This window comes from Paenibacillus sp. SSG-1, from assembly GCF_002224835.1.
GTDB classification, from domain to species: domain Bacteria; phylum Bacillota; class Bacilli; order Paenibacillales; family Paenibacillaceae; genus Paenibacillus_AQ; species Paenibacillus_AQ favisporus.
The window spans coordinates 7,180,029-7,197,881 of record NZ_MBRK01000001.1 but is presented as its reverse complement, the minus strand read 5'-3'; the positions used below and the strand labels follow the sequence as shown (position 1 = coordinate 7,197,881).

Here is a 17,853-nt window from a genome sequence, read left to right as displayed (position 1 = left end):
CAGGCCAGTCAGCTGCAAATTTTCATTTCGTCTACCATACTTGTATGGTAGTATGGAAGTGTCAGGAGGTATCCATGAAATGGATGAAATTATGCTCCAATCCGGTTCAGCCGGAAATCTCGTGTACCAACAGCTCAAGCAGCAAATTGTCAGCCTGGAGCTTCCCCCGGGTACGGCCCTGTCCGAGAAAGAAACGTCCCTGACCTTCCACGTCAGCCGGACGCCGGTTCGGGAGAGCTTCGTACGCCTGGCCCAGGAAGGCTTGCTGCTGGTGCTGCCTCAAAGGGGAACCCGTGTCTCGCTGATCGATCCGGACATGGTGGAGGAAGCCCGGTTCATGCGCGAGCAGCTGGAGAAGGCCGTCATCCGTCTCGCCTGCGAGTCCTTTCCCGCAGACAAGCTGCAGGAGATGGAGAACAATCTCGTGATGCAGCAGGAGAGCATGAAGCAGCTTGACGGCAAGCGAATGTTTGAGCTCGACGAGGCTTTTCACCGAATCCTGTTTGAGGGCGTCCGGAAAATGGGCACATGGAACGTCATTCAGCAGATGAACGCGCATCTGAACCGCACCCGCGTGTTATGGCTGTCGTTGGATCCGCACTGGGGGAACCTGTTTGAGCAGCACCGGGAAATGATCCAAGCCATCCGCAGCCGGAATGCGGACCTCGCCGAACGGATCATGAAGGAGCATCTAACCCTCAGCATTTCGAACCTCCCGGTCCTGAAACAGCGCTACCCGGAATATTTCAAGTAAGTCATGCTGGCCTGTGTAGCAAGGCCGCCGGAGCATGCCAATTCCATATCGGTACCGGCAATGGTGCCGATGAAATGGCAGCAGCTTCTTTCTGCAAAACAACATAATGACAAGGCGGTGTATGGGATTGCGTATGGTATTCCGTTGGTTCGGCGAAGGCAATGATACGGTTTCGCTGGATCATATCAAACAAATTCCCGGTGTCGAAGGGATCGTGTGGGCGCTTCATAACGTCCCGGCCGGAGACGAATGGCCGATGGAGAAGATCATCGCTGTTCGGGATCAAGCTGCAGCACATCACCTTCATATTGACGTGGTGGAAAGCGTTAACGTCCATGAGGATATTAAGCTGGGCCTGCCGACCCGGGACAAGTATATCAGCAATTACGTCAAAACGATCGAAAAGCTGGCGCAGGTCGGCGTGAAAGTGATTTGCTACAACTTTATGCCGGTGTTCGACTGGGCCCGGACGGAACTCTACAAGCAGCTGGAGGACGGCTCCACGGCACTCTTTTTTGAAAAATCCAAAATCCACGGCATTGACCCGTTCGACCTTGTGCAGACGATCAACCAGAACAGCTCCCTGACGATGCCCGGCTGGGAACCCGAACGTCTTGCGCATCTGACCTCCCTGTTTGAGGCCTATCGGAATGTGACGTCAGAGGACCTATGGGACCATCTCGCCTATTTCCTGGAGGCGGTCATTCCAACCGCGGAGCGATGCGGCATTACGATGGCCATTCACCCGGACGATCCGCCATGGCCGATTTTCGGGCTGCCGCGTATTATTACCGGCCAGGACAGCCTGCGGCGTCTGCTCTCCCTTGTGGACAGCCCGTCCAATAGCATTACGCTGTGCAGCGGCTCCCTTGGGGCCAATCCGGACAACGACATCATCGCCATGATCCATGAGTTTGCGGACCGGATTCCTTTTGCCCATATCCGCAATGTGCGCGTGTATGAGAACGGCGACTTTATCGAGACTTCGCACCGGACGCAGGATGGCACCGTCGATATCGCGGGCATCGTCAAGGCATATCATGACACCGGATTTACTGGTTACGCCCGCCCGGACCACGGCAGACATTTATGGGGCGAGCAGTGCCGGCCGGGATACGGCCTGTATGACCGCGCCATGGGTATTATGTATCTCTGGGGGCTGTGGGACGCCTACCAGAAGCTTCAACCTACCGCAGAAAAGAGGGATACGCATGAAAGCATTGCCTAACCACCCTGCCCTGCACGGAAAAACAGCTGTTGTTACCGGCGGATCCGGGGTTCTCTGCAGCGCGATGGCGCTGGAGCTCGGACGCCAAGGGGTAAAGGTCGCGATTTTGAACCGGACGGCGGAAAAGGGCGAAGCCGTTGCCCGGCAAATCCGCGAGGCGGGCGGCCAGGCGCTTGCCGTGGCCTGCGACGTGATGGAGCCCGGCAGCGTGCAGGCGGCGGAGCGCCAGGTCCGCGAGGCCTTCGGCCCGTGCGACATCCTGATTAACGGAGCGGGCGGAAATCATCCCAGTGCCAACACGACGGAAGAGATCTATAAGCCGGAACACCTTGGACAGCCAGGGATCACGACGTTTTTTGATCTCAGCATCCAGGGATTCCAGAACGTGCTCGGCCTCAATATGATCGGCACCCTCATTCCTACCCAGGTCTTTGCGGGGCAGATGATCGGCCGTCCCGGCGCGGTTGTGCTGAACATATCCTCCATGAGCGCACCGAGTCCTATGACCAAGGTGCCCGCGTACAGCGCAGCCAAAGCCGCGATTAACAACTTTACTCAGTGGCTGGCGGTCCATCTGGCCGAATCGGGCATCCGGGTCAACGCCATTGCCCCCGGCTTTTTCCTGACAGAACAGAACCGGAAACTGCTGACGAACGAGGACGGGTCCCTGACCGAACGTTCCCATAAAATCATCAGCCACACGCCGATGCGCCGGTTCGGCGTTCCGGAAGATCTGCTGGGCACCCTGCTCTGGCTGGTGGACGACACCACCTCGGGCTTTGTCACCGGCACGGTGGTGCCCGTTGACGGCGGATTTATGGCCTATTCGGGCGTGTAACGAAACGCAAAAAAGGCAGCTCCGCATCGCATACCGATCGGAATTGCCTTTTATTTTGATATTCACGAGCAGGCAGGTTCAAGCAAAATGCCGCTGCCGCATCGCCTCGAACAGCATCAGCGTCGAAGCCATCGCCACGTTGAGCGACTCTGCCTGCCCCCGCATCGGAATGATGAGCGCGTCATCCACCAGCTGCTGCGCCTGCTCCGACACCCCTTTGGCTTCGTTGCCGACGAGCAGCCAGCAGGAGCCCTGCCGGAAATCGTAGCTGTAGCACGTGTCCTGCGCCTGCAGGCTGGTGCTGATCACCCGCGCGCCGCTCCGCTTTGCCTCCGGCAGGATCTCCATCAAATCACCCTCCACCACGGGTAAATGGAACAGCGACCCCATGGTCGAGCGGATCGTCTTCGGATTGTACAGGTCAGCCGACCCGCGCCCCAGAATGACCCCGTCCGCTCCCGCCGCATCGGCACTGCGGATGATCGTCCCAACATTGCCGGGGTCCTGCACACCGTCCAGGACGATGACCAGGCTGCTTTCCCGGCTCATCAAAGCGTCAAGCCCTGCTGCGGTCTTGGCCTTCCGGGCAACGGCGAAAACCGGCTGCGGCGTCTTGGTATCCGTACACTTCGCGATTACCGCAGGCGATACGCCGATCCACTCCGCAGATTCCCCGCCGGCCAGGTGGGCAAGCTCGGACGGAATCCCCTGCTCCAGGTCAAACGCGACGCATTCCAGGTCTGCCCCGGCCGTCAGCGCCTCCTGCACGAGATGAATGCCCTCGATGATATATTTATGCTGCTTGTCCCGGTGCTTCTTCTCGAGCAGCTGTGCCCATTCCTTGACCCGGGGATTTTGCGGTGAAATGATGTCCATCCTTAACCGTCCTTCTCATGATTCATCTGTCAAACTGCTCCTCTGCCCCAGCACGAGGTTTTCGCGCTAAGGATTGGATCATTTCGGATAAGCCAGCTCCAGCTTGGTCAAATCGCTTTTCTCGCCGACGATAACGAGAACGTCGTCTTCGCTCAGCGGGGCATCGGCATACGGCGAGATATCCATCTTCGTACCGTGCTTGATCGCCATGACGTTGCAGCCGAAGCGGGCGCGAATGTCGAGCTCCCTCAAGTTTTTGCCGACCATGTCCTGCGAAGCCTTTAATTCCAAAATGCTGTAGTCTTCGGAAATCTCGATGTAATCCAAAATATTCGGCGAAGTGAGATGGTGGGCGACGCGCATGCCCATATCCCGCTCCGGAAAAATCACTTTATCGGCGCCGATTTTTTGCAAAACCTTGCCGTGCAGTTCATTTTGCGCCTTGACGATAATCGTTCCGACCCCAAGATCCTTCAGGATGAGCGTCGTCAAAATACTGGATTGGATGTCTTCGCCAATGGCGACAACCACCACGTCAAAATTGCGGATGCCCAGTGCACGAAGCGCCTCTTCATCCGTTGAATCCGCTGATACGGCATGCGTAACCATATTCGATACCGCCTGGGTGCGCTGTTCATCCGAATCGATGGCAAGCACGTCAAACCCCATCTCGCTCAGAGTGTTCGCAACACTGGAGCCAAAGCGCCCCATACCGATGACGGCGTACTGCTTTTTCGCCATATGTTAACCTCCACGACTATAAGAAGTCTATCCTGATTATTATATCACAGCAGGTGAAAAACTTGAATTTTGCCACCTGCCTCGGGGCACATTACTAAAGAATATCATTACAATTCAGACTGAGCCCTGGGAAGCGGGACGTCGTTCGCACCGATATATGGAGCGGGCGGCTCTGACGTGAAGGGTTCATACTTTTTAGCCTGGAGGGAAAACGATCATGTCAATTCTTCTCGACCTGCGCCAAGCCATTGTCCATAAGGTCCATGATTCCAATGAAGCCGAGCTTCGTGAAATGATTGAAGGATCCGTCGACGGTCCGGAGCAGGCGCTCCCTGGCCTCGGAGCGATCTTTGAGATGATGTGGAAAAATATCGACACGAAGCAGCAGAACGAGCTCGTCCACGTGGCTCATGAGCACCTCAAGACGATTAAGCCGGGTCCACTGACTTAACAAAGACGCCGGTGCGTTTACCGCAACGACAAATACCCCTCCGCTGGGAAACAGCTGAGGGGTATTTCCTATTATAGAAGCTTCAGCAGACTTAAGGAGCCGTCTCCAAAAACTTCGCGGTCGGATTTTTTTCCATCGCGGTCCGCATCGCATATTCGTTTTCGAACAGCACGACATAGTTGCCCTTCTTATCCTTCACCAGCGTCGAGTTGATGCGGAATTTGCTCGGATCGATCTGGTCATCCACGATCCAGCGGGCGAACTGGTACGGCATCCGCTGCAGCTGCACATCCACGCCGTACTCGCCTTTCATCCGGTATTCGAATACTTCGAACTGCAGCTGGCCGACAACGCCGAGAATCGTATCGTCGAAGCTGACCGTATGGAACACCTGAATGGTCCCTTCCTCCGTCAGCTGGTCGATGCCCTTCTGATACTGCTTATGCTTCAGGGCGTTCTTGACCGTTACCTTGGAGAAAATCTCCGGCGAGAACGTCGGCAGCTCGTCAAAGACGATTTCGCTGCCTTGGCTCAGCGAGTCGCCGATCCGGAAAATGCCCGGGTCAAACAGCCCTACGATATCGCCAGGATACGCCTCATCGACGATGTCGCGGTCCTGTGCCAGGAACTGCTGCGGCTGCGACAGCTTGATGTCCTTGCCGACCCGCACATGCTTGACGGTCATGCCGCGCTGGAACTTGCCGGACACGATCCGCATGAAAGCGATGCGGTCCCGGTGGGCCGGGTTCATGTTCGCCTGGATTTTGAAAATGTATCCCGAGAACTTCTCGTTCGTCGGCTCGATCAACCCAGCCGTGCTGCGGCGCGGCTCCGGCGGCGGGGCCAGCTGCAGGAAGTTCTCCAGGAACGTCTGCACCCCGAAGTTGTTGATCGCACTGCCGAAGAACAGCGGCGTCAGTTCGCCCTTTTGTACCTTTTCCAGGTCAAATTGGTCCCCCGCTACGTCCAGCAGCTCCAGGTCCTGGCACAGCTGATCGTGCAGGTAATCCCCCGCCATCTCACGGATAACCGGATCGTTATAGTCCTCCACCTTCTGTACCTGAATGGTCGAGTGGTCGTTCCCCTGGAACAGCTCGACCTGATTCTTCATGCGGTCGTAGACACCGCACAGCTCGCGTCCGGTCCCGATCGGCCAGTTCATCGGCACGGAGCGGATGCCAAGCACCTGCTCCAGCTCCTCCATCAGGTCGAACGGACTCCGGCCTTCACGGTCGAGCTTGTTAATAAACGTAAAAATCGGAATGCCCCGCTTCGCGCAAACCTGGAACAGCTTGATCGTCTGGGCCTCGACCCCTTTGGCCACGTCGATCAGCATGACGGCGCTGTCGGCAGCGGTCAGCGTACGGTACGTATCTTCACTGAAGTCCTGGTGACCCGGGGTGTCCAGAATGTTGACCCGATGTCCGTTATAGTCGAACTGCATCACCGACGAAGTAACCGAAATCCCCCGCTGCTTCTCGATTTCCATCCAGTCACTGGTCGCGTGCTTGCTCGCTTTGCGCGCTTTGACCGTACCAGCCAGCCGGATCGCGCCGCCGAACAGGAGCAGCTTCTCCGTTAATGTTGTTTTACCTGCGTCCGGGTGGGAGATAATCGCGAACGTCCGACGCTTCTCCACTTCCTGCTGCAGCGTATCATCTATCGCTTTGCTCATTTCACTATTCCCTTCATCACTAAAGTCATGTCTATTATTGTATCACATTCTCTACGCAAATCACCCCCATGCAGAGGCTGCATGAGGATGATTTCATTTCAGGCTATGTCTTTAGTGAAACATAAGGCAAGCACCGGCACAACGGTTTTATTTGCCAATTTGCCACACGACGTTGTCCTCTTCCTGGCCGTTCACCGGCCACCAGTGGAAGCCGTCCGCTTTCAGCAGTTCGTCCGTTTCCTTCGGTCCCCAGGACCCGGCAGGATAATAAGAGATATCGCCCTGATTTTGCGCCCAGGCTTCGGCGATTTTATCGACGAAGGACCATGCCGACGCCACTTCATCCCAGCGGGTGAAATACGTCGATTCGCCGCGGGCTGCATCATGCAGCAGGCGCTCATACGCTTCAGGCGAGTTGATGCCGACCATGCAGCTCTGGCAGAAGTCCATCGCGAGCGGCTCGATTTCGTTTTCGGAGCCCGGCTTCTTCGCGTTGATCTTTACGTAGATGCCTTCCATCGGGTTCACCCGGATGACCAGCAGGTTCGGTTCGAGCTTGTATTTTTTTCCCAAATACACGTTGTTCGGCATGCTCTTGAATTCCACGACGATTTCCGTCGTTTTGACCGGGAGGCGTTTGCCTGTCCGGATATAGAACGGTACGCCCGCCCACCGGAAATTATCCACGAACAGCCGCGCTGCAAAATACGTTTCCGTATTGGAATTCGGGTCGACCTTGTCCTCCTCACGATAGGCTGGCAGGTCCTTACCACGGGCAGAGCCCTTGATGTACTGGCCGCGGATGACGTTCTTCTTCACTTCTTCCGCTGTCTCGTAAGGCCGGAGCGAACGGAGCACCTTCACCTTCTCGTCACGAATGTCCTCCGGCAGCAGGCGGCTAGGCGGCTCCATCGCGATCATCGTCAGCATCTGCAGCATATGGTTTTGTCCCATATCCCGGAGTGCGCCGGCATGGTCGTAGTACCCTCCGCGCTCTTCAACACCGACGGTTTCGCTCAGCGTAATCTGCACGTTGGCAATATGCTTGTTGTTCCACAGCGGCTCAAAAAACGCGTTGGCAAAGCGGATGACTTCGATATTCTGCACCATTTCCTTGCCCAGGTAGTGGTCGATGCGGTATATTTCTTCTTCTTTAAAGACCTGGCGAATCTGTTCGTTCAGCTCTTCAGCCGATTTCAGATCGTAGCCGAACGGCTTCTCGATGACGAGACGGTTCCAGCCTTCGGCATCCAGCATGCCGCCCTTTTGCAGGTTAAACGATACGCTGCCGAACAGCTCCGGCGCCAGGGCCAGATAGAACAGGCGGTTGCCCGGAATGCCGAACTGCTTCTCCAGCTTCACTGTCTGTTCGTTTAATTCACGGAATCCGTCGACGTTGTTGATATCGAGGGACTTATATTCAAAATGCTGCGCAAACGTCTTCCAATTGTCGTTGTCCTCCGCCTTGTAACGGCAAAATTCCTGAATCGACTGGAAGATGTCCTCACGGAACTCCTCCTGGGTACGCGGACGCCGCGCGACGCCGATGACCGCAAAATCCTCGGCTAATTTACCTTCACGGTACAAACTATAAATGGCAGGAAACAGTTTGCGTTTGGCCAAATCCCCGGTTGCCCCGAAAATAAAAAATACAGCACCAGGTGTTTTGAGTGCTTCAAGATTTTGATTTTCAGTCATGGCTCCTCATTCTTTCTATGTCGTATTTTGGTCTCTTCAAAATCCCGATTTTACACCATAATTTGGTGGCATAAAATGATTGATGTCATTTTAGCACATTCATCAGCATGATGCTATCCGTTTAACTTCGTGGTAAATCAAAAATTTCTTTCTGCGTGCTGGGCAGGTCTAATACTCAATCGTAATGACCGGAAGCCCGATCGTCACCCGGCTGCTGCCGGTCGATTGATCCTCATGAACCGCCACCTGCATGTTCAGAACCTTCCCTCCGCTTTGGATGCCTGACCGCAATGAAGGCACCTCGTAAGCGTTGCTGACCGTAGTCGCATCCTCGTAGGATTCCGCTTTTGTCGCCGCCATATTTCTGAAAATGCCATCCTCTACCGCTTTCATGGTCGAACCGGCAGTATGCTCCCCTTTAACCGTTCCCTGCAAAGAAGCATTCCATTCAGCATCGATGCCGTTTTCGTGCAATGCCTGTCCGTATTCCGACTGGAGTTCAGTCAAGGCGCTCAGCTGCTCATCACCAGCCGCCTCCAGTTGAATAATAATATAACTGCGATCCTCTGAAATCTCCTGCCAGTTAAACCGCACGTTAACGCCATTTTTCGTATCCACGACCCGGTACGTCAAGTGACCGCCTTCCGTCAGCCGCTGTACTCCCGGAAGATTCAGTGATTGGGACAGCCCCTCGGCCGCCTCGTACGCATCCTGATTTCCGTTGGCTTCCCAGTCTCCCTGCCACTTCACAACCAGACGCTGCGGCACGTCTACCACTTCATTTCCCAGCTTCAAGAGGGTGCGCAATTCTTCCGGATCCTGATGGGACGGCGCCGACGTCTGATTCGCGCTGTACCACAAATACCCCATCCATACCAAAGCCGCTATGCATACCGCCAAACCTAAACCTGCCCATCTCCGGACTGCCATCATCCCTCATACATCCCTTCACCAGGAAATCTATCAATCTACTAAAAGGATGTCCGTTTCCGGGGCGATTATACCTAAAGCCGAACGATAGGCGAAATTGGGTGAATGACCATAGCCGCGTCCATGGGCCATGAATACACTGGTTAATAAAAATGATAAGGGAGGTTCGCACACTTCCATGATCCCTATTTACCCATTAACAGAAGAAAATATTCGGCAGCACTGCGGCAAAATGGTCGCCGCCTGTATGTATGACGGCAGAGTATATACCGGAAAGCTGACGGAGTGCAAAGACGGCCATATTATTCTGAACGGGCCGGAAGGCACCCAGCTGCACGGCGCCAAAGTAAAGGGCGGCTATAAAAAACGCGCAAAGGGGCCTGTAGCCAAAGCTCCGGAAAAAGCCACCGTCCGCGCCTTCTATCCTTATTATCCGTATGGCTATGGATTCGGCTTTGGAGCTGGCCTGGCGCTAAGTCTGGCCACTCTCGGGCTGCTGTTTTTGATTTAGCGGTCTTCAAAACTTACACATTATGATCTAAAAAAGCCCCTGGAAGCTATCCGCTCCTCAGGGGCTTTTCATCTGCTATGGACTAATTTGCTTTGGATTCAACCTAACTATTCCGCCAGACCGTTCTTGTAAGCGTAGATCGCCGCCTGCGTGCGGTCGTCTACGCCCAGTTTCGCCAGGATGTTCGTCACATGGAACTTGACCGTTTTGATTCCAATGATGAGGTCATCGGCGATTTCCTGGTTGGACTTGCCCTGCGCCAATAGGCGGAGCACATCCATTTCGCGGTCGGTCAGCTCCTTGTGCGCCGGGGCCTCCACCTCCGGATGGCGGAACCGGTTCATCATTTTGGAGGCGACCTGCGATTCCAAGACCGATTGGCCGCGCGCCGCGGCGCGGATGGCGTCGGCGATTTCGCTTGCGCGCGACGTCTTTAGCAGGTAGCTGAATGCGCCGGCCTCGATAACCGGGTACATTTTCTCGTCGTCCAAATAGCTTGTCAGCACGATCACCTTGCAGTCCGGGTACAGCTTCAGCAGCTGACGCGTCGCCTCAATCCCGTCCATGCCCTCCATCACCAGGTCCATCAGGACGACGTCGGGTTTGTATTCCCGGGCAAGGCGGATGCCTTCCTCCCCGCTGCCTGCTTCGCCGACGACTTCGATGCCGTCCTCGGTCCCCAGCACGGCTGCCAGACCGATCCGTACCATCTCGTGGTCATCGACGAGCAGCACTTTAATCATGGGTGTTTCCATTTCCAAGATCCTCACTCCCTGCTTTGTCTTCAGATACAATCGGCACGGTAATTTCGATTCGCGTTCCCTTACCGGGCGCCGTAATAATTTGGATCGATCCGCCGATTTCATTGACGCGTTCCTGCATATTGGAAAGGCCGTAAGAGGCCTGTTTTGTCTCGTTTAGTTCAAAGCCCTGGCCGTCGTCACGCAGCATGACCCAGACCATGTCTTTCTTTTGGTGAATCCGGATTTCCATCTTATCCGCTTTGGCATGCCGGAGCGTGTTAGACATCGCCTCCTGGATGATGCGGAACAGATGGTTTTCGATTCCTTTTACCAGGTGGATGCCTTTGTCCATTTCAAACACGATTTCCATCGGAACCTTCACTTTGAGCTCTTTGATCAGCTCACCGAGGCCTTGCTCCAGCGGCTTGCCCTCCAGATAGACCGGCCGGAGATGCAGCAGCAGCGCTCTCATTTCCGATTGGGCCACGGCGGCCATTTCTTCGATGAGCGCCACCTGGCGCTGGGCCTTGTCAAAATCCTTCTCAAGCGTCCTCCCCACGGCCGTCGCCGTCATCGATATCGCAAACAGCTGCTGGGATACCGCATCATGCAGCTCCCGCGCCAGCCGCTGGCGCTCTTCTACGATCGCCGATATCCGCGCCTGCTCGGCCAGCTGGGCATTATTCGTGGATAAGCGCTGAAGGGAGTTGACCTGCTCCTCCCACTTTTTGCTGATGCGTCCAAGCTGCTCGCCAAGGCGCCCGACCTCGTCGCTGCCAAGCTCCGGTACGGAGCGGGCGACGTTCCCTTTTTCCCAGGAGAGCAGCGTTTCCCGCAGCCGTTCCAGCTTCAATTTTACCCGGTAGCTCTGATAGAACCCGAAGATAGCTCCCAGACCGATCGGAACCAGGATCAGCGTAGCACCGGCCTGCAGCGTTTTTTGCCAAGAATCAAACGGGGCCAAATAACCATATGTATAAAGTACGTAAAAAATGATCAGGAGCATAACAAAAGAAAGAAGGGCCCCCTCGCCCATGCTCCGGGAGACCATATTAGCCGGTTTTCTGGTTTTCATCAGGGAACCCTCCTCCTATGACAGATCAATATCAACATCTCCTACCAGGTAGGAAATATGGAATTTAACTTTGTATTCGCTGGTCTCATAATTAGGGGATTTCCAGTTCAAACGGTTCATCAAACCGTTATCCCGGTGCCCTCTGAAATCGATCGCACCGAACAGGACGAACACTTCAAGCTCCACCCCGTAATACTCCGGAATTTTGATGTCCGTATCCCCCATGATGCCTTGAAACATCATCACCGTACGGTGTTCCTCGGGGATCGCAAGCGACAAATCCAGATCGGCTTCGTTGATGACATGCCAGACGCTCTGGCTTCTCATAGCCCAAGGGACCTGGTCCCAATTGTAATGACCCGAAAATCCCTGCTTCTGCAGGTACCCGTCCCGGTTTTGTACTTTCCTTGCCTTTACAAAAAACCATCCCAGGGAGATTAGCGCAATCCCCAGCACGATCAGCAAATGATCAATCAGCAGCAGGATGGCGCCCACCGCAACGAGACGGTAGCCCCTCTTCACTTTTCCGCCGCGAATCGTATAAATTCCCATAAGAATGAATAAGAGGGCGACGATGGTAAAAAAGCCGACCCACCTGCCGAAGAGCATGAGGAGGCCGATCCCGATGAGAATCAGCGCAATGAAGCGATTTCTTTTTTCCATGCCGCACCTCCTTATGATGTCTTGGTTTATCGGAAAAGTAAGACCGGAAAAGCCATAGGATTGTGACGGGCACACTCCTTATGGCTTCACCGGGATCCAGGAAGATGTGAATGAGGTCTCGCGCCCTTATTCCATTCTTCCTAGCATATCATATTGTCCGCAAAATTGAATACTTATTCTTTATTCGATTTGGAAGGAGCGGCAGCCGGCGGGTTCAGCTTGCTTTTCAGCGCGCTGAGCTGTTCTTCCACCTTCAGCTGCTTCTCCGCATCGACCGGGCTGGTGAAAGCGGATGTTGTTTCCGGACGGTAAGGGGCACGCATCACATCGGCTTCAGCTTCCATTTGCATGATCTTTTCTTCCATGCGGTGGAATCCAAGGGACGCGCTGCCGCTTTCGATCGTATGCAGGCTGCTGATTTGAGACATTTGCTTTTTGGCTTTCGCCATTTGCGCACGGGCTACGAGCTCATTGCGCTTGTTGCGCATTTTGTAGAACTCGTCTTTCATGTCATGGAGCTGCTGTACCAGTTCTTTAGCTTGTGCCTCGGATTGAGCGTGCAGTTCTTGGTACTCGGACAGTTTTTGGTCAAAATAAATCTTTTCCTCGAGCAGCTTGCGCGCTACTTCTTCCTGGCCGTTACGAAGTGCCAGTTCAGCTTGTGCCTCACGTTGGCCGGCCATCTTCACGGCTTCTTCCACGCGCTGCTTCATGCGGCGTTCATTGGCCATTTGCTTCGCTACTGTAACTTCCGCGTCATGGATTTCTGCCTCCATATCGCGCAGATACTGGTTCAGCATAATTACCGGATCTTCAACTTTATCCAATACCTCGTTCACCGATGCTTTCGTCATATCCTTAATTCTTTTAAATACTCCCATGTTTTACACTTCTCCCTTCTCGTACTTAGATAATTTTTTTTTCAATTCCTCAAGCTCTTTCTTCATGGCTTTCTTCTCGATATCTTCCATCATGGCGTCCAGGTCGGATGCGGACGAGCTGTATCCGCCCGGTCTGCCTCCGCCGTAAGGCGAACCGTTGTATTTGGCTCTAGGGTCAAAAGATTGGGCACCATAAGCGCCGTTGCCTTGCTGACCGTTGCCGTAGTAGCTGCCGGACCCCATACTATTGCCGTAGTATCCGCCCCCAGCTGCCCCCGGTCCCGGTCCATATGGATTAAAAGGTGTCGTAGGTTCTTTAGGGATGACCAAAGCCGCGATAAAGTAGATGAACAGCGTGGTCCCGCCGGTAAATGGGATACTGATCAAAAACAGGATCCGCAGCAGCGTGGAATCGATGCCAAAGGTATCGGACAGACCGCCGCACAAACCGGTGACCATTTTATCGCGGGTCGATCGGTATAGCTTGCTCATGACGTTACTCCTTTCCGCTGTTGTTCAGCTTTTCCTTCAGGCGGGCCAGCTCCCTTTCCAGCACGCTGGATACCGTTCCGCTGGCTTGCTCGAACAGTTCCTGACCGCCGCGGCGCAGGTCGCGCAGACTGCGTGCTTCAAATTCCCAATCGGAAATGCGGTCTTCCAGACGGTTGAACATCTTGGGAACATCCTGTCCGCCAAAACCTTCCATGCGCTGATTCATCCGCTGCTGAAGTCTGAGGGTTTCCATCCGTGCCGCGTAGTATTGACGTTTGCTGTACACGGTTTGGTACTCCAATTTCAGGTCGTTCAGTTGATTTTCCAGCTCGGTGAGCGACTGGCGGGTTGTATCCAGCAGTCCTCCGTATTGCTCGAGCTTTTCTTCATAGATTATTTTTTCCTGCAGTGCGAGCTTGGCTAGATGATCCTCGCCGGCCTTCAGAGCCAGCAGCGCCTGCTCCTCACGCTTTTCCTTCATGTTGGATGCCTGATCCACTTGCTGCTTCAGCTGTCTCACGTGAGCGGAGTACTGCTGAACGAGCTTCTCGGCTTCCATAATATCGTCACGCGTTGATGCCAAAAACTGATCGATCAACCGTACCGGGTCCTGACTTTGTTCCAAACGTTCATTTAATGTCGCTACGGTGATATCCCGTACCCTGCGAAATACGCTCATCTGTTTTTGCTCCCTCCTTATAAGCTGTGATCGCCTATTCGTTTGATTGTATTTATTAAAGGTAATTCTTTGTTACCGTTACATCCACTTCGACGACTTCTTACCTTTCAGCAGCATAATCCCGAACACTACCAGGGCAATTCCCAGCAGCGGTCCGATGATCCAGGACAGCTTCGCCAGAAGTCCCATGACACCGAATGCGAGGATAATCGTACCGATGACCACCTTACCTCTGCGAATTCCATAATAGCCGAGCACGATCATCAGGATCGGGAAGATCAATCCGATCAGCCTGCCGAATAATGGAGCGAATACTCCCAGGAGCATCAGTGCCCCGATTGCGATCAATACGATCGCCCAACCAGAAGTTTTATTTGTTCTCATGCATTGTCACCGCCTTTCGTTTGTATCAACCTTATGACTCTATTTTAGGTTCAATCCGGGTTTTCCAAAACGGACCCAAGACGGTTTTTAATCCTAGACCTAAGTCGGGGGAAGGCTCGGACCTTAGACGAAGCAAGCTTTTCTGCATGTAACGCGGCAGCCACATCCTCCACTGGCAGCTCCAATTGCCCGTTTATAGGGCATGATCAACACGCTATGGAACTTCAATGAGCAGTTTACTTATACAATGCTTGGGATAGGGAGTCGTTGGAGGCTCTGAGCAAGGGATTTAGCACTTAGCTAAAGAAACATTGAGCCTGCTTAGCCCAGGTAAAGCCGGCTGGAATGGTTTATCAACTTTAATCAAGGATGGGGAAAACGTTCAAAGGGAGTAATGGTATAACGAACGGATTGATCAGAGGATCTTTAAATACCATACAGTCATACAAATAAACGCAATACGAATTAATATGGCTGCCTTTCTGCGGGATATCATCAGGTGGCTGATTAGAAGGAGAAGTGCAAGTGTACAGCAGGATGAGGGATTAACGAACGACGAACGATGGCTCGGTGTACAATGTTAGTCTATACAAGAAAAAGCCTTGGATATTTTCCAAGGCTTTTCTCTATGATGCCGGTGAAGGGACTCGAACCCCCACGGTTTCCCTCACGATTTTGAGTCGCGCGCGTCTGCCAATTCCGCCACACCGGCATATTCAGTTAAAAAAATGGCGCGCCCTAAGAGATTCGAACTCCTGACCTTTTGATTCGTAGTCAAACGCTCTATCCAGCTGAGCTAAGGGCGCATATGAAGTTAATGGAGGCGCCACCCAGATTCGAACTGGGGATAAAGCTTTTGCAGAGCTGTGCCTTACCACTTGGCTATGGCGCCGAAATCAAATGGAGCGGACGACGGGAATCGAACCCGCGACCCTCGCCTTGGCAAGGCGATGCTCTACCGCTGAGCCACGTCCGCTTAAACTGGCTGGGGATATAGGATTCGAACCTATGCATGACGGAGTCAAAGTCCGTTGCCTTACCGCTTGGCTAATCCCCAACAAGATTGTCATTATAAGTTATGGGGCGATCGATGGGACTTGAACCCACGAATGCCGGAGCCACAATCCGGTGCGTTAACCCCTTCGCCACGACCGCCATAATAAAAGATATGAAGCTGTATTTCGAATGGCAGGGGCAGCAGGAATTGAACCCACACTAACGGTTTTGGAGACCGCTGTTCTACCTTTAAACTATGCCCCTATAATAAAACTGGTGGAGGCTGATGGATTCGAACCACCGAACTCGTACGAGAACAGATTTACAGTCTGCTGCGTTTGGCCACTTCGCTAAGCCTCCATATGGTGCCGGCGAGAGGACTTGAACCCCCAACCTACTGATTACAAGTCAGTTGCTCTACCAATTGAGCTACACCGGCTTTTATGCTTATTATTAAATTCATGGTGGCTCGGGACGGAATCGAACCGCCGACACGAGGATTTTCAGTCCTCTGCTCTACCGACTGAGCTACCGAGCCTAATTTTGTTTCTATCAAGAGTATTATTGCAACAAACTAAACTCTCAAGAAAATAAATGGCGGAACCGACGGGATTCGAACCCGCGATCTCCTGCGTGACAGGCAGGCATGTTAGGCCTCTACACCACGGTTCCACGGCCAATTATGTATCTCCATAAATAAGGAGATAAATTGCGGGGGCAGGATTTGAACCTGCGACCTTCGGGTTATGAGCCCGACGAGCTACCGGACTGCTCCACCCCGCGTCATTAAAAAATATTTATTTTCTTTAAAGTATACATGGTGGAGGCTGAGGGGATCGAACCCCCGACCCTCTGCTTGTAAGGCAGATGCTCTCCCAGCTGAGCTAAGCCTCCATAAGAAACACTTTTAATATCTTAGCAGATAAACCACTAAAAAGGCAAGCATTTTTTCTTTGGATTCTCATCCCTGAAGCTAATAATTAAAGTGGTGACCTGTATGGGATACTCTCACTTCGTTCGAGACTGCGATGCATATGCTATCGAAGTAACGCTCCGACGAACCCTTTTTGGATTCTCATCCCTGATGCAAGCAATAAAAGTGGTGACCCGTATGGGATTCGAACCCATGTTACCTCCGTGAAAGGGAGGTGTCTTAACCCCTTGACCAACGGGCCAAACTATAATGGCGGAGAGAGAGGGATTCGAACCCTCGAGACGCTTTTGGCGCCTACACGATTTCCAATCGTGCTCCTTCGGCCAACTCGGACACCTCTCCATAATGGCTCCCCGAACAGGACTCGAACCTGTGACAACTCGATTAACAGTCGAGTGCTCTACCAACTGAGCTATCAGGGAACAATATTTAATTCAAGTGTTTGATCACTTGAAAACTAGATACGAAACGAATCTGCGAATTAATAAGCATATGCTTCCGTAGCAAGCTTTCTTTCAGAAAGCTTTTAGGATAAGCCCTCGACCGATTAGTATTGGTCAGCTCCATGCATTGCTGCACTTCCACCTCCAACCTATCTACCTCGTCGTCTACAAGGGGTCTTACATACTGGGAAATCTCATCTTGAGGGGGGCTTCACGCTTAGATGCTTTCAGCGCTTATCCCGTCCGTACGTAGCTACCCAGCCATGCTCCTGGCGGAACAACTGGTGCACCAGCGGTACGTCCATCCCGGTCCTCTCGTACTAAGGACAGCTCCTCTCAAATTTCCTACGCCCACGACAGATAGGGACCGAACTGTCTCACGACGTTCTGAACCCAGCTCGCGTACCGCTTTAATGGGCGAACAGCCCAACCCTTGGGACCTACTTCAGCCCCAGGATGCGATGAGCCGACATCGAGGTGCCAAACCTCCCCGTCGATGTGGACTCTTGGGGGAGATAAGCCTGTTATCCCCAGGGTAGCTTTTATCCGTTGAGCGATGGCCCTTCCATGCGGTACCACCGGATCACTAAGCCCGACTTTCGTCCCTGCTCGACTTGTAGGTCTCGCAGTCAAGCTCCCTTCTGCCTTTGCACTCTTCGAATGATTTCCAACCATTCTGAGGGAACCTTGGGGCGCCTCCGTTACTCTTTAGGAGGCGACCGCCCCAGTCAAACTGCCCACCTGACACTGTCCCCATACCGGATTACGGTACCAGGTTAGAACCTAGATACGATCAGGGTGGTATCCCAACGGCGCCTCCACCCAAGCTGGCGCTCAGGTTTCAAAGGCTCCCACCTATCC

Annotated in this window: 17 protein-coding genes, 16 tRNA genes and 1 rRNA gene (1 of these 34 cut by a window edge); 5 read left to right on the top strand and 29 right to left on the bottom strand. The window is 53.5% G+C overall.

Features of this window, described 5'->3' with window-relative positions; all coding sequences use genetic code 11:
* Window positions 1–79 precede the first annotated feature (79 nt).
* From BCV73_RS32900 to BCV73_RS32890, 3 genes are all read left to right on the top strand, one after another.
* On the top strand, window positions 80–754 hold the full coding sequence (locus BCV73_RS32900; RefSeq protein ID WP_089549878.1) for a GntR family transcriptional regulator: 675 nt from the start codon (window positions 80–82) through the stop codon (window positions 752–754).
* Window positions 755–881: 127 nt separating this feature from the next.
* Entirely contained in the window at window positions 882–1,982 is a 1,101-nt protein-coding gene (gene uxuA, locus BCV73_RS32895; protein ID WP_089549877.1) for a mannonate dehydratase, read from the top strand.
* On the top strand, window positions 1,966–2,820 hold the full coding sequence (locus BCV73_RS32890) for an SDR family oxidoreductase (protein ID WP_089549876.1): 855 nt from the start codon (window positions 1,966–1,968) through the stop codon (window positions 2,818–2,820). Before uxuA ends, BCV73_RS32890 begins: the two co-directional genes overlap by 17 nt.
* 78 nt (window positions 2,821–2,898) lie before the next feature.
* On the opposite strand, the gene BCV73_RS32885 is transcribed toward BCV73_RS32890, so the two are convergent.
* Together BCV73_RS32885 and BCV73_RS32880 are read right to left on the bottom strand one after the other, a co-directional pair.
* The gene (locus BCV73_RS32885; protein ID WP_089549875.1) at window positions 2,899–3,696 is read right to left on the bottom strand and encodes a TrmH family RNA methyltransferase; all 798 of its coding nucleotides are present in this window, start codon (window positions 3,694–3,696) and stop codon (window positions 2,899–2,901) included.
* 78 nt (window positions 3,697–3,774) lie between these two features.
* The gene (locus BCV73_RS32880; protein WP_076175169.1) at window positions 3,775–4,437 is read right to left on the bottom strand and encodes a potassium channel family protein; all 663 of its coding nucleotides are present in this window, start codon (window positions 4,435–4,437) and stop codon (window positions 3,775–3,777) included.
* A gap of 217 nt (window positions 4,438–4,654) precedes the next feature.
* Here BCV73_RS32880 and BCV73_RS32875 point away from each other — a divergent pair, with 217 nt between their 5' ends.
* On the top strand, window positions 4,655–4,888 hold the full coding sequence (locus tag BCV73_RS32875) for a small acid-soluble spore protein SspI (RefSeq protein ID WP_076175171.1): 234 nt from the start codon (window positions 4,655–4,657) through the stop codon (window positions 4,886–4,888).
* Between the two features lie 91 nt (window positions 4,889–4,979).
* Here the strand turns inward: BCV73_RS32875 and BCV73_RS32870 are convergent, their stop codons facing one another.
* The 3 genes from BCV73_RS32870 to BCV73_RS32860 form a co-directional block, all read right to left on the bottom strand.
* Complete coding sequence (locus BCV73_RS32870; protein ID WP_076175173.1) at window positions 4,980–6,563, bottom strand: peptide chain release factor 3; 1,584 nt, start codon at window positions 6,561–6,563, stop codon at window positions 4,980–4,982.
* A 147-nt stretch (window positions 6,564–6,710) separates the two neighbouring features.
* A complete protein-coding gene (zwf, locus tag BCV73_RS32865; protein ID WP_076175175.1) occupies window positions 6,711–8,261 on the bottom strand; it encodes a glucose-6-phosphate dehydrogenase in 1,551 nt (516 codons plus the stop codon).
* Window positions 8,262–8,429: 168 nt separating this feature from the next.
* Window positions 8,430–9,191: a YwmB family TATA-box binding protein gene (locus BCV73_RS32860; protein ID WP_218828212.1), complete on the bottom strand. Its 762-nt coding sequence runs from the start codon at window positions 9,189–9,191 to the stop codon at window positions 8,430–8,432.
* Window positions 9,192–9,369: 178 nt separating this feature from the next.
* On the opposite strand from BCV73_RS32860, the gene BCV73_RS32855 reads away from it, so the two are divergent.
* Window positions 9,370–9,702, top strand: coding sequence for a hypothetical protein (locus BCV73_RS32855; protein WP_089549873.1), 333 nt, complete (start codon window positions 9,370–9,372; stop codon window positions 9,700–9,702).
* Window positions 9,703–9,809: 107 nt separating this feature from the next.
* Here the strand turns inward: BCV73_RS32855 and BCV73_RS32850 are convergent, their stop codons facing one another.
* The 24 genes from BCV73_RS32850 to BCV73_RS32735 all read right to left on the bottom strand — a co-directional run.
* Window positions 9,810–10,457: a response regulator transcription factor gene (locus BCV73_RS32850; protein ID WP_076175243.1), complete on the bottom strand. Its 648-nt coding sequence runs from the start codon at window positions 10,455–10,457 to the stop codon at window positions 9,810–9,812.
* Window positions 10,438–11,520, bottom strand: a complete 1,083-nt coding sequence (locus tag BCV73_RS32845; RefSeq protein ID WP_076175181.1) for a sensor histidine kinase — start codon at window positions 11,518–11,520, stop codon at window positions 10,438–10,440. Before BCV73_RS32845 ends, BCV73_RS32850 begins: the two co-directional genes overlap by 20 nt.
* Window positions 11,521–11,535: 15 nt before the next feature.
* A complete protein-coding gene (liaF, locus tag BCV73_RS32840) occupies window positions 11,536–12,183 on the bottom strand; it encodes a cell wall-active antibiotics response protein LiaF (protein ID WP_076175183.1) in 648 nt (215 codons plus the stop codon).
* 173 nt (window positions 12,184–12,356) lie between these two features.
* Window positions 12,357–13,064 (bottom strand): PspA/IM30 family protein, encoded by a 708-nt coding sequence (locus BCV73_RS32835; RefSeq protein WP_076175185.1) that lies wholly within the window; start codon window positions 13,062–13,064, stop codon window positions 12,357–12,359.
* A gap of 3 nt (window positions 13,065–13,067) precedes the next feature.
* Window positions 13,068–13,556, bottom strand: a complete 489-nt coding sequence (locus tag BCV73_RS32830; protein ID WP_089549872.1) for a PspC domain-containing protein — start codon at window positions 13,554–13,556, stop codon at window positions 13,068–13,070.
* Window positions 13,557–13,560: 4 nt separating this feature from the next.
* Window positions 13,561–14,235: a PspA/IM30 family protein gene (locus BCV73_RS32825; RefSeq protein WP_076175189.1), complete on the bottom strand. Its 675-nt coding sequence runs from the start codon at window positions 14,233–14,235 to the stop codon at window positions 13,561–13,563.
* A 78-nt stretch (window positions 14,236–14,313) separates the two neighbouring features.
* Window positions 14,314–14,619 carry a LiaF transmembrane domain-containing protein gene (locus BCV73_RS32820; protein WP_076175192.1) on the bottom strand — a complete coding sequence of 102 codons (306 nt, stop codon included), beginning with the start codon at window positions 14,617–14,619 and terminating at the stop codon, window positions 14,314–14,316.
* Window positions 14,620–15,251: 632 nt separating this feature from the next.
* Window positions 15,252–15,331, bottom strand: a tRNA-Leu gene (locus tag BCV73_RS32815).
* A 17-nt stretch (window positions 15,332–15,348) separates the two neighbouring features.
* Window positions 15,349–15,425 (bottom strand) — tRNA-Arg (locus BCV73_RS32810).
* A 12-nt stretch (window positions 15,426–15,437) separates the two neighbouring features.
* Window positions 15,438–15,511 (bottom strand) — tRNA-Cys (locus BCV73_RS32805).
* A gap of 9 nt (window positions 15,512–15,520) precedes the next feature.
* Window positions 15,521–15,595: transfer RNA gene (locus tag BCV73_RS32800), tRNA-Gly, on the bottom strand.
* A 6-nt stretch (window positions 15,596–15,601) separates the two neighbouring features.
* A tRNA-Gln gene (locus BCV73_RS32795) sits at window positions 15,602–15,676 on the bottom strand.
* Between the two features lie 22 nt (window positions 15,677–15,698).
* Window positions 15,699–15,774: transfer RNA gene (locus tag BCV73_RS32790), tRNA-His, on the bottom strand.
* Between the two features lie 31 nt (window positions 15,775–15,805).
* Window positions 15,806–15,879, bottom strand: a tRNA-Trp gene (locus tag BCV73_RS32785).
* A 10-nt stretch (window positions 15,880–15,889) separates the two neighbouring features.
* A tRNA-Tyr gene (locus tag BCV73_RS32780) sits at window positions 15,890–15,975 on the bottom strand.
* Between the two features lie 3 nt (window positions 15,976–15,978).
* Window positions 15,979–16,054, bottom strand: a tRNA-Thr gene (locus BCV73_RS32775).
* Between the two features lie 23 nt (window positions 16,055–16,077).
* Window positions 16,078–16,153 (bottom strand) — tRNA-Phe (locus BCV73_RS32770).
* A 57-nt stretch (window positions 16,154–16,210) separates the two neighbouring features.
* Window positions 16,211–16,287 (bottom strand) — tRNA-Asp (locus tag BCV73_RS32765).
* 37 nt (window positions 16,288–16,324) lie between these two features.
* Window positions 16,325–16,398, bottom strand: a tRNA-Met gene (locus BCV73_RS32760).
* Between the two features lie 35 nt (window positions 16,399–16,433).
* Window positions 16,434–16,509, bottom strand: a tRNA-Val gene (locus BCV73_RS32755).
* Between the two features lie 206 nt (window positions 16,510–16,715).
* Window positions 16,716–16,790, bottom strand: a tRNA-Glu gene (locus BCV73_RS32750).
* Between the two features lie 9 nt (window positions 16,791–16,799).
* Window positions 16,800–16,891 (bottom strand) — tRNA-Ser (locus BCV73_RS32745).
* Between the two features lie 4 nt (window positions 16,892–16,895).
* A tRNA-Asn gene (locus BCV73_RS32740) sits at window positions 16,896–16,971 on the bottom strand.
* Between the two features lie 105 nt (window positions 16,972–17,076).
* Window positions 17,077–17,853 (bottom strand): 23S ribosomal RNA (locus BCV73_RS32735) (it continues 2,152 nt past the right edge of the window).

Bases quoted from the DNA above. Each gene is read 5' to 3' on its own strand.
- BCV73_RS32900 (WP_089549878.1), top strand. From the start codon at position 80: ATGGATGAAATTATGCTCCAATCCGGTTCAGCCGGAAATCTCGTGTAC.
- BCV73_RS32890 (WP_089549876.1), top strand. From the start codon at position 1,966: ATGAAAGCATTGCCTAACCACCCTGCCCTGCACGGAAAAACAGCTGTT.
- BCV73_RS32885 (WP_089549875.1), bottom strand. From the start codon at position 3,696: ATGGACATCATTTCACCGCAAAATCCCCGGGTCAAGGAATGGGCACAG.
- BCV73_RS32880 (WP_076175169.1), bottom strand. From the start codon at position 4,437: ATGGCGAAAAAGCAGTACGCCGTCATCGGTATGGGGCGCTTTGGCTCC.
- BCV73_RS32875 (WP_076175171.1), top strand. From the start codon at position 4,655: ATGTCAATTCTTCTCGACCTGCGCCAAGCCATTGTCCATAAGGTCCAT.
- BCV73_RS32870 (WP_076175173.1), bottom strand. From the start codon at position 6,563: ATGAGCAAAGCGATAGATGATACGCTGCAGCAGGAAGTGGAGAAGCGT.
- zwf (WP_076175175.1), bottom strand. From the start codon at position 8,261: ATGACTGAAAATCAAAATCTTGAAGCACTCAAAACACCTGGTGCTGTA.
- BCV73_RS32860 (WP_218828212.1), bottom strand. From the start codon at position 9,191: ATGGCAGTCCGGAGATGGGCAGGTTTAGGTTTGGCGGTATGCATAGCG.
- BCV73_RS32855 (WP_089549873.1), top strand. From the start codon at position 9,370: ATGATCCCTATTTACCCATTAACAGAAGAAAATATTCGGCAGCACTGC.
- BCV73_RS32850 (WP_076175243.1), bottom strand. From the start codon at position 10,457: ATGGAAACACCCATGATTAAAGTGCTGCTCGTCGATGACCACGAGATG.
- BCV73_RS32845 (WP_076175181.1), bottom strand. From the start codon at position 11,520: ATGAAAACCAGAAAACCGGCTAATATGGTCTCCCGGAGCATGGGCGAG.
- liaF (WP_076175183.1), bottom strand. From the start codon at position 12,183: ATGGAAAAAAGAAATCGCTTCATTGCGCTGATTCTCATCGGGATCGGC.
- BCV73_RS32835 (WP_076175185.1), bottom strand. From the start codon at position 13,064: ATGGGAGTATTTAAAAGAATTAAGGATATGACGAAAGCATCGGTGAAC.
- BCV73_RS32830 (WP_089549872.1), bottom strand. From the start codon at position 13,556: ATGAGCAAGCTATACCGATCGACCCGCGATAAAATGGTCACCGGTTTG.
- BCV73_RS32825 (WP_076175189.1), bottom strand. From the start codon at position 14,235: ATGAGCGTATTTCGCAGGGTACGGGATATCACCGTAGCGACATTAAAT.
- BCV73_RS32820 (WP_076175192.1), bottom strand. From the start codon at position 14,619: ATGAGAACAAATAAAACTTCTGGTTGGGCGATCGTATTGATCGCAATC.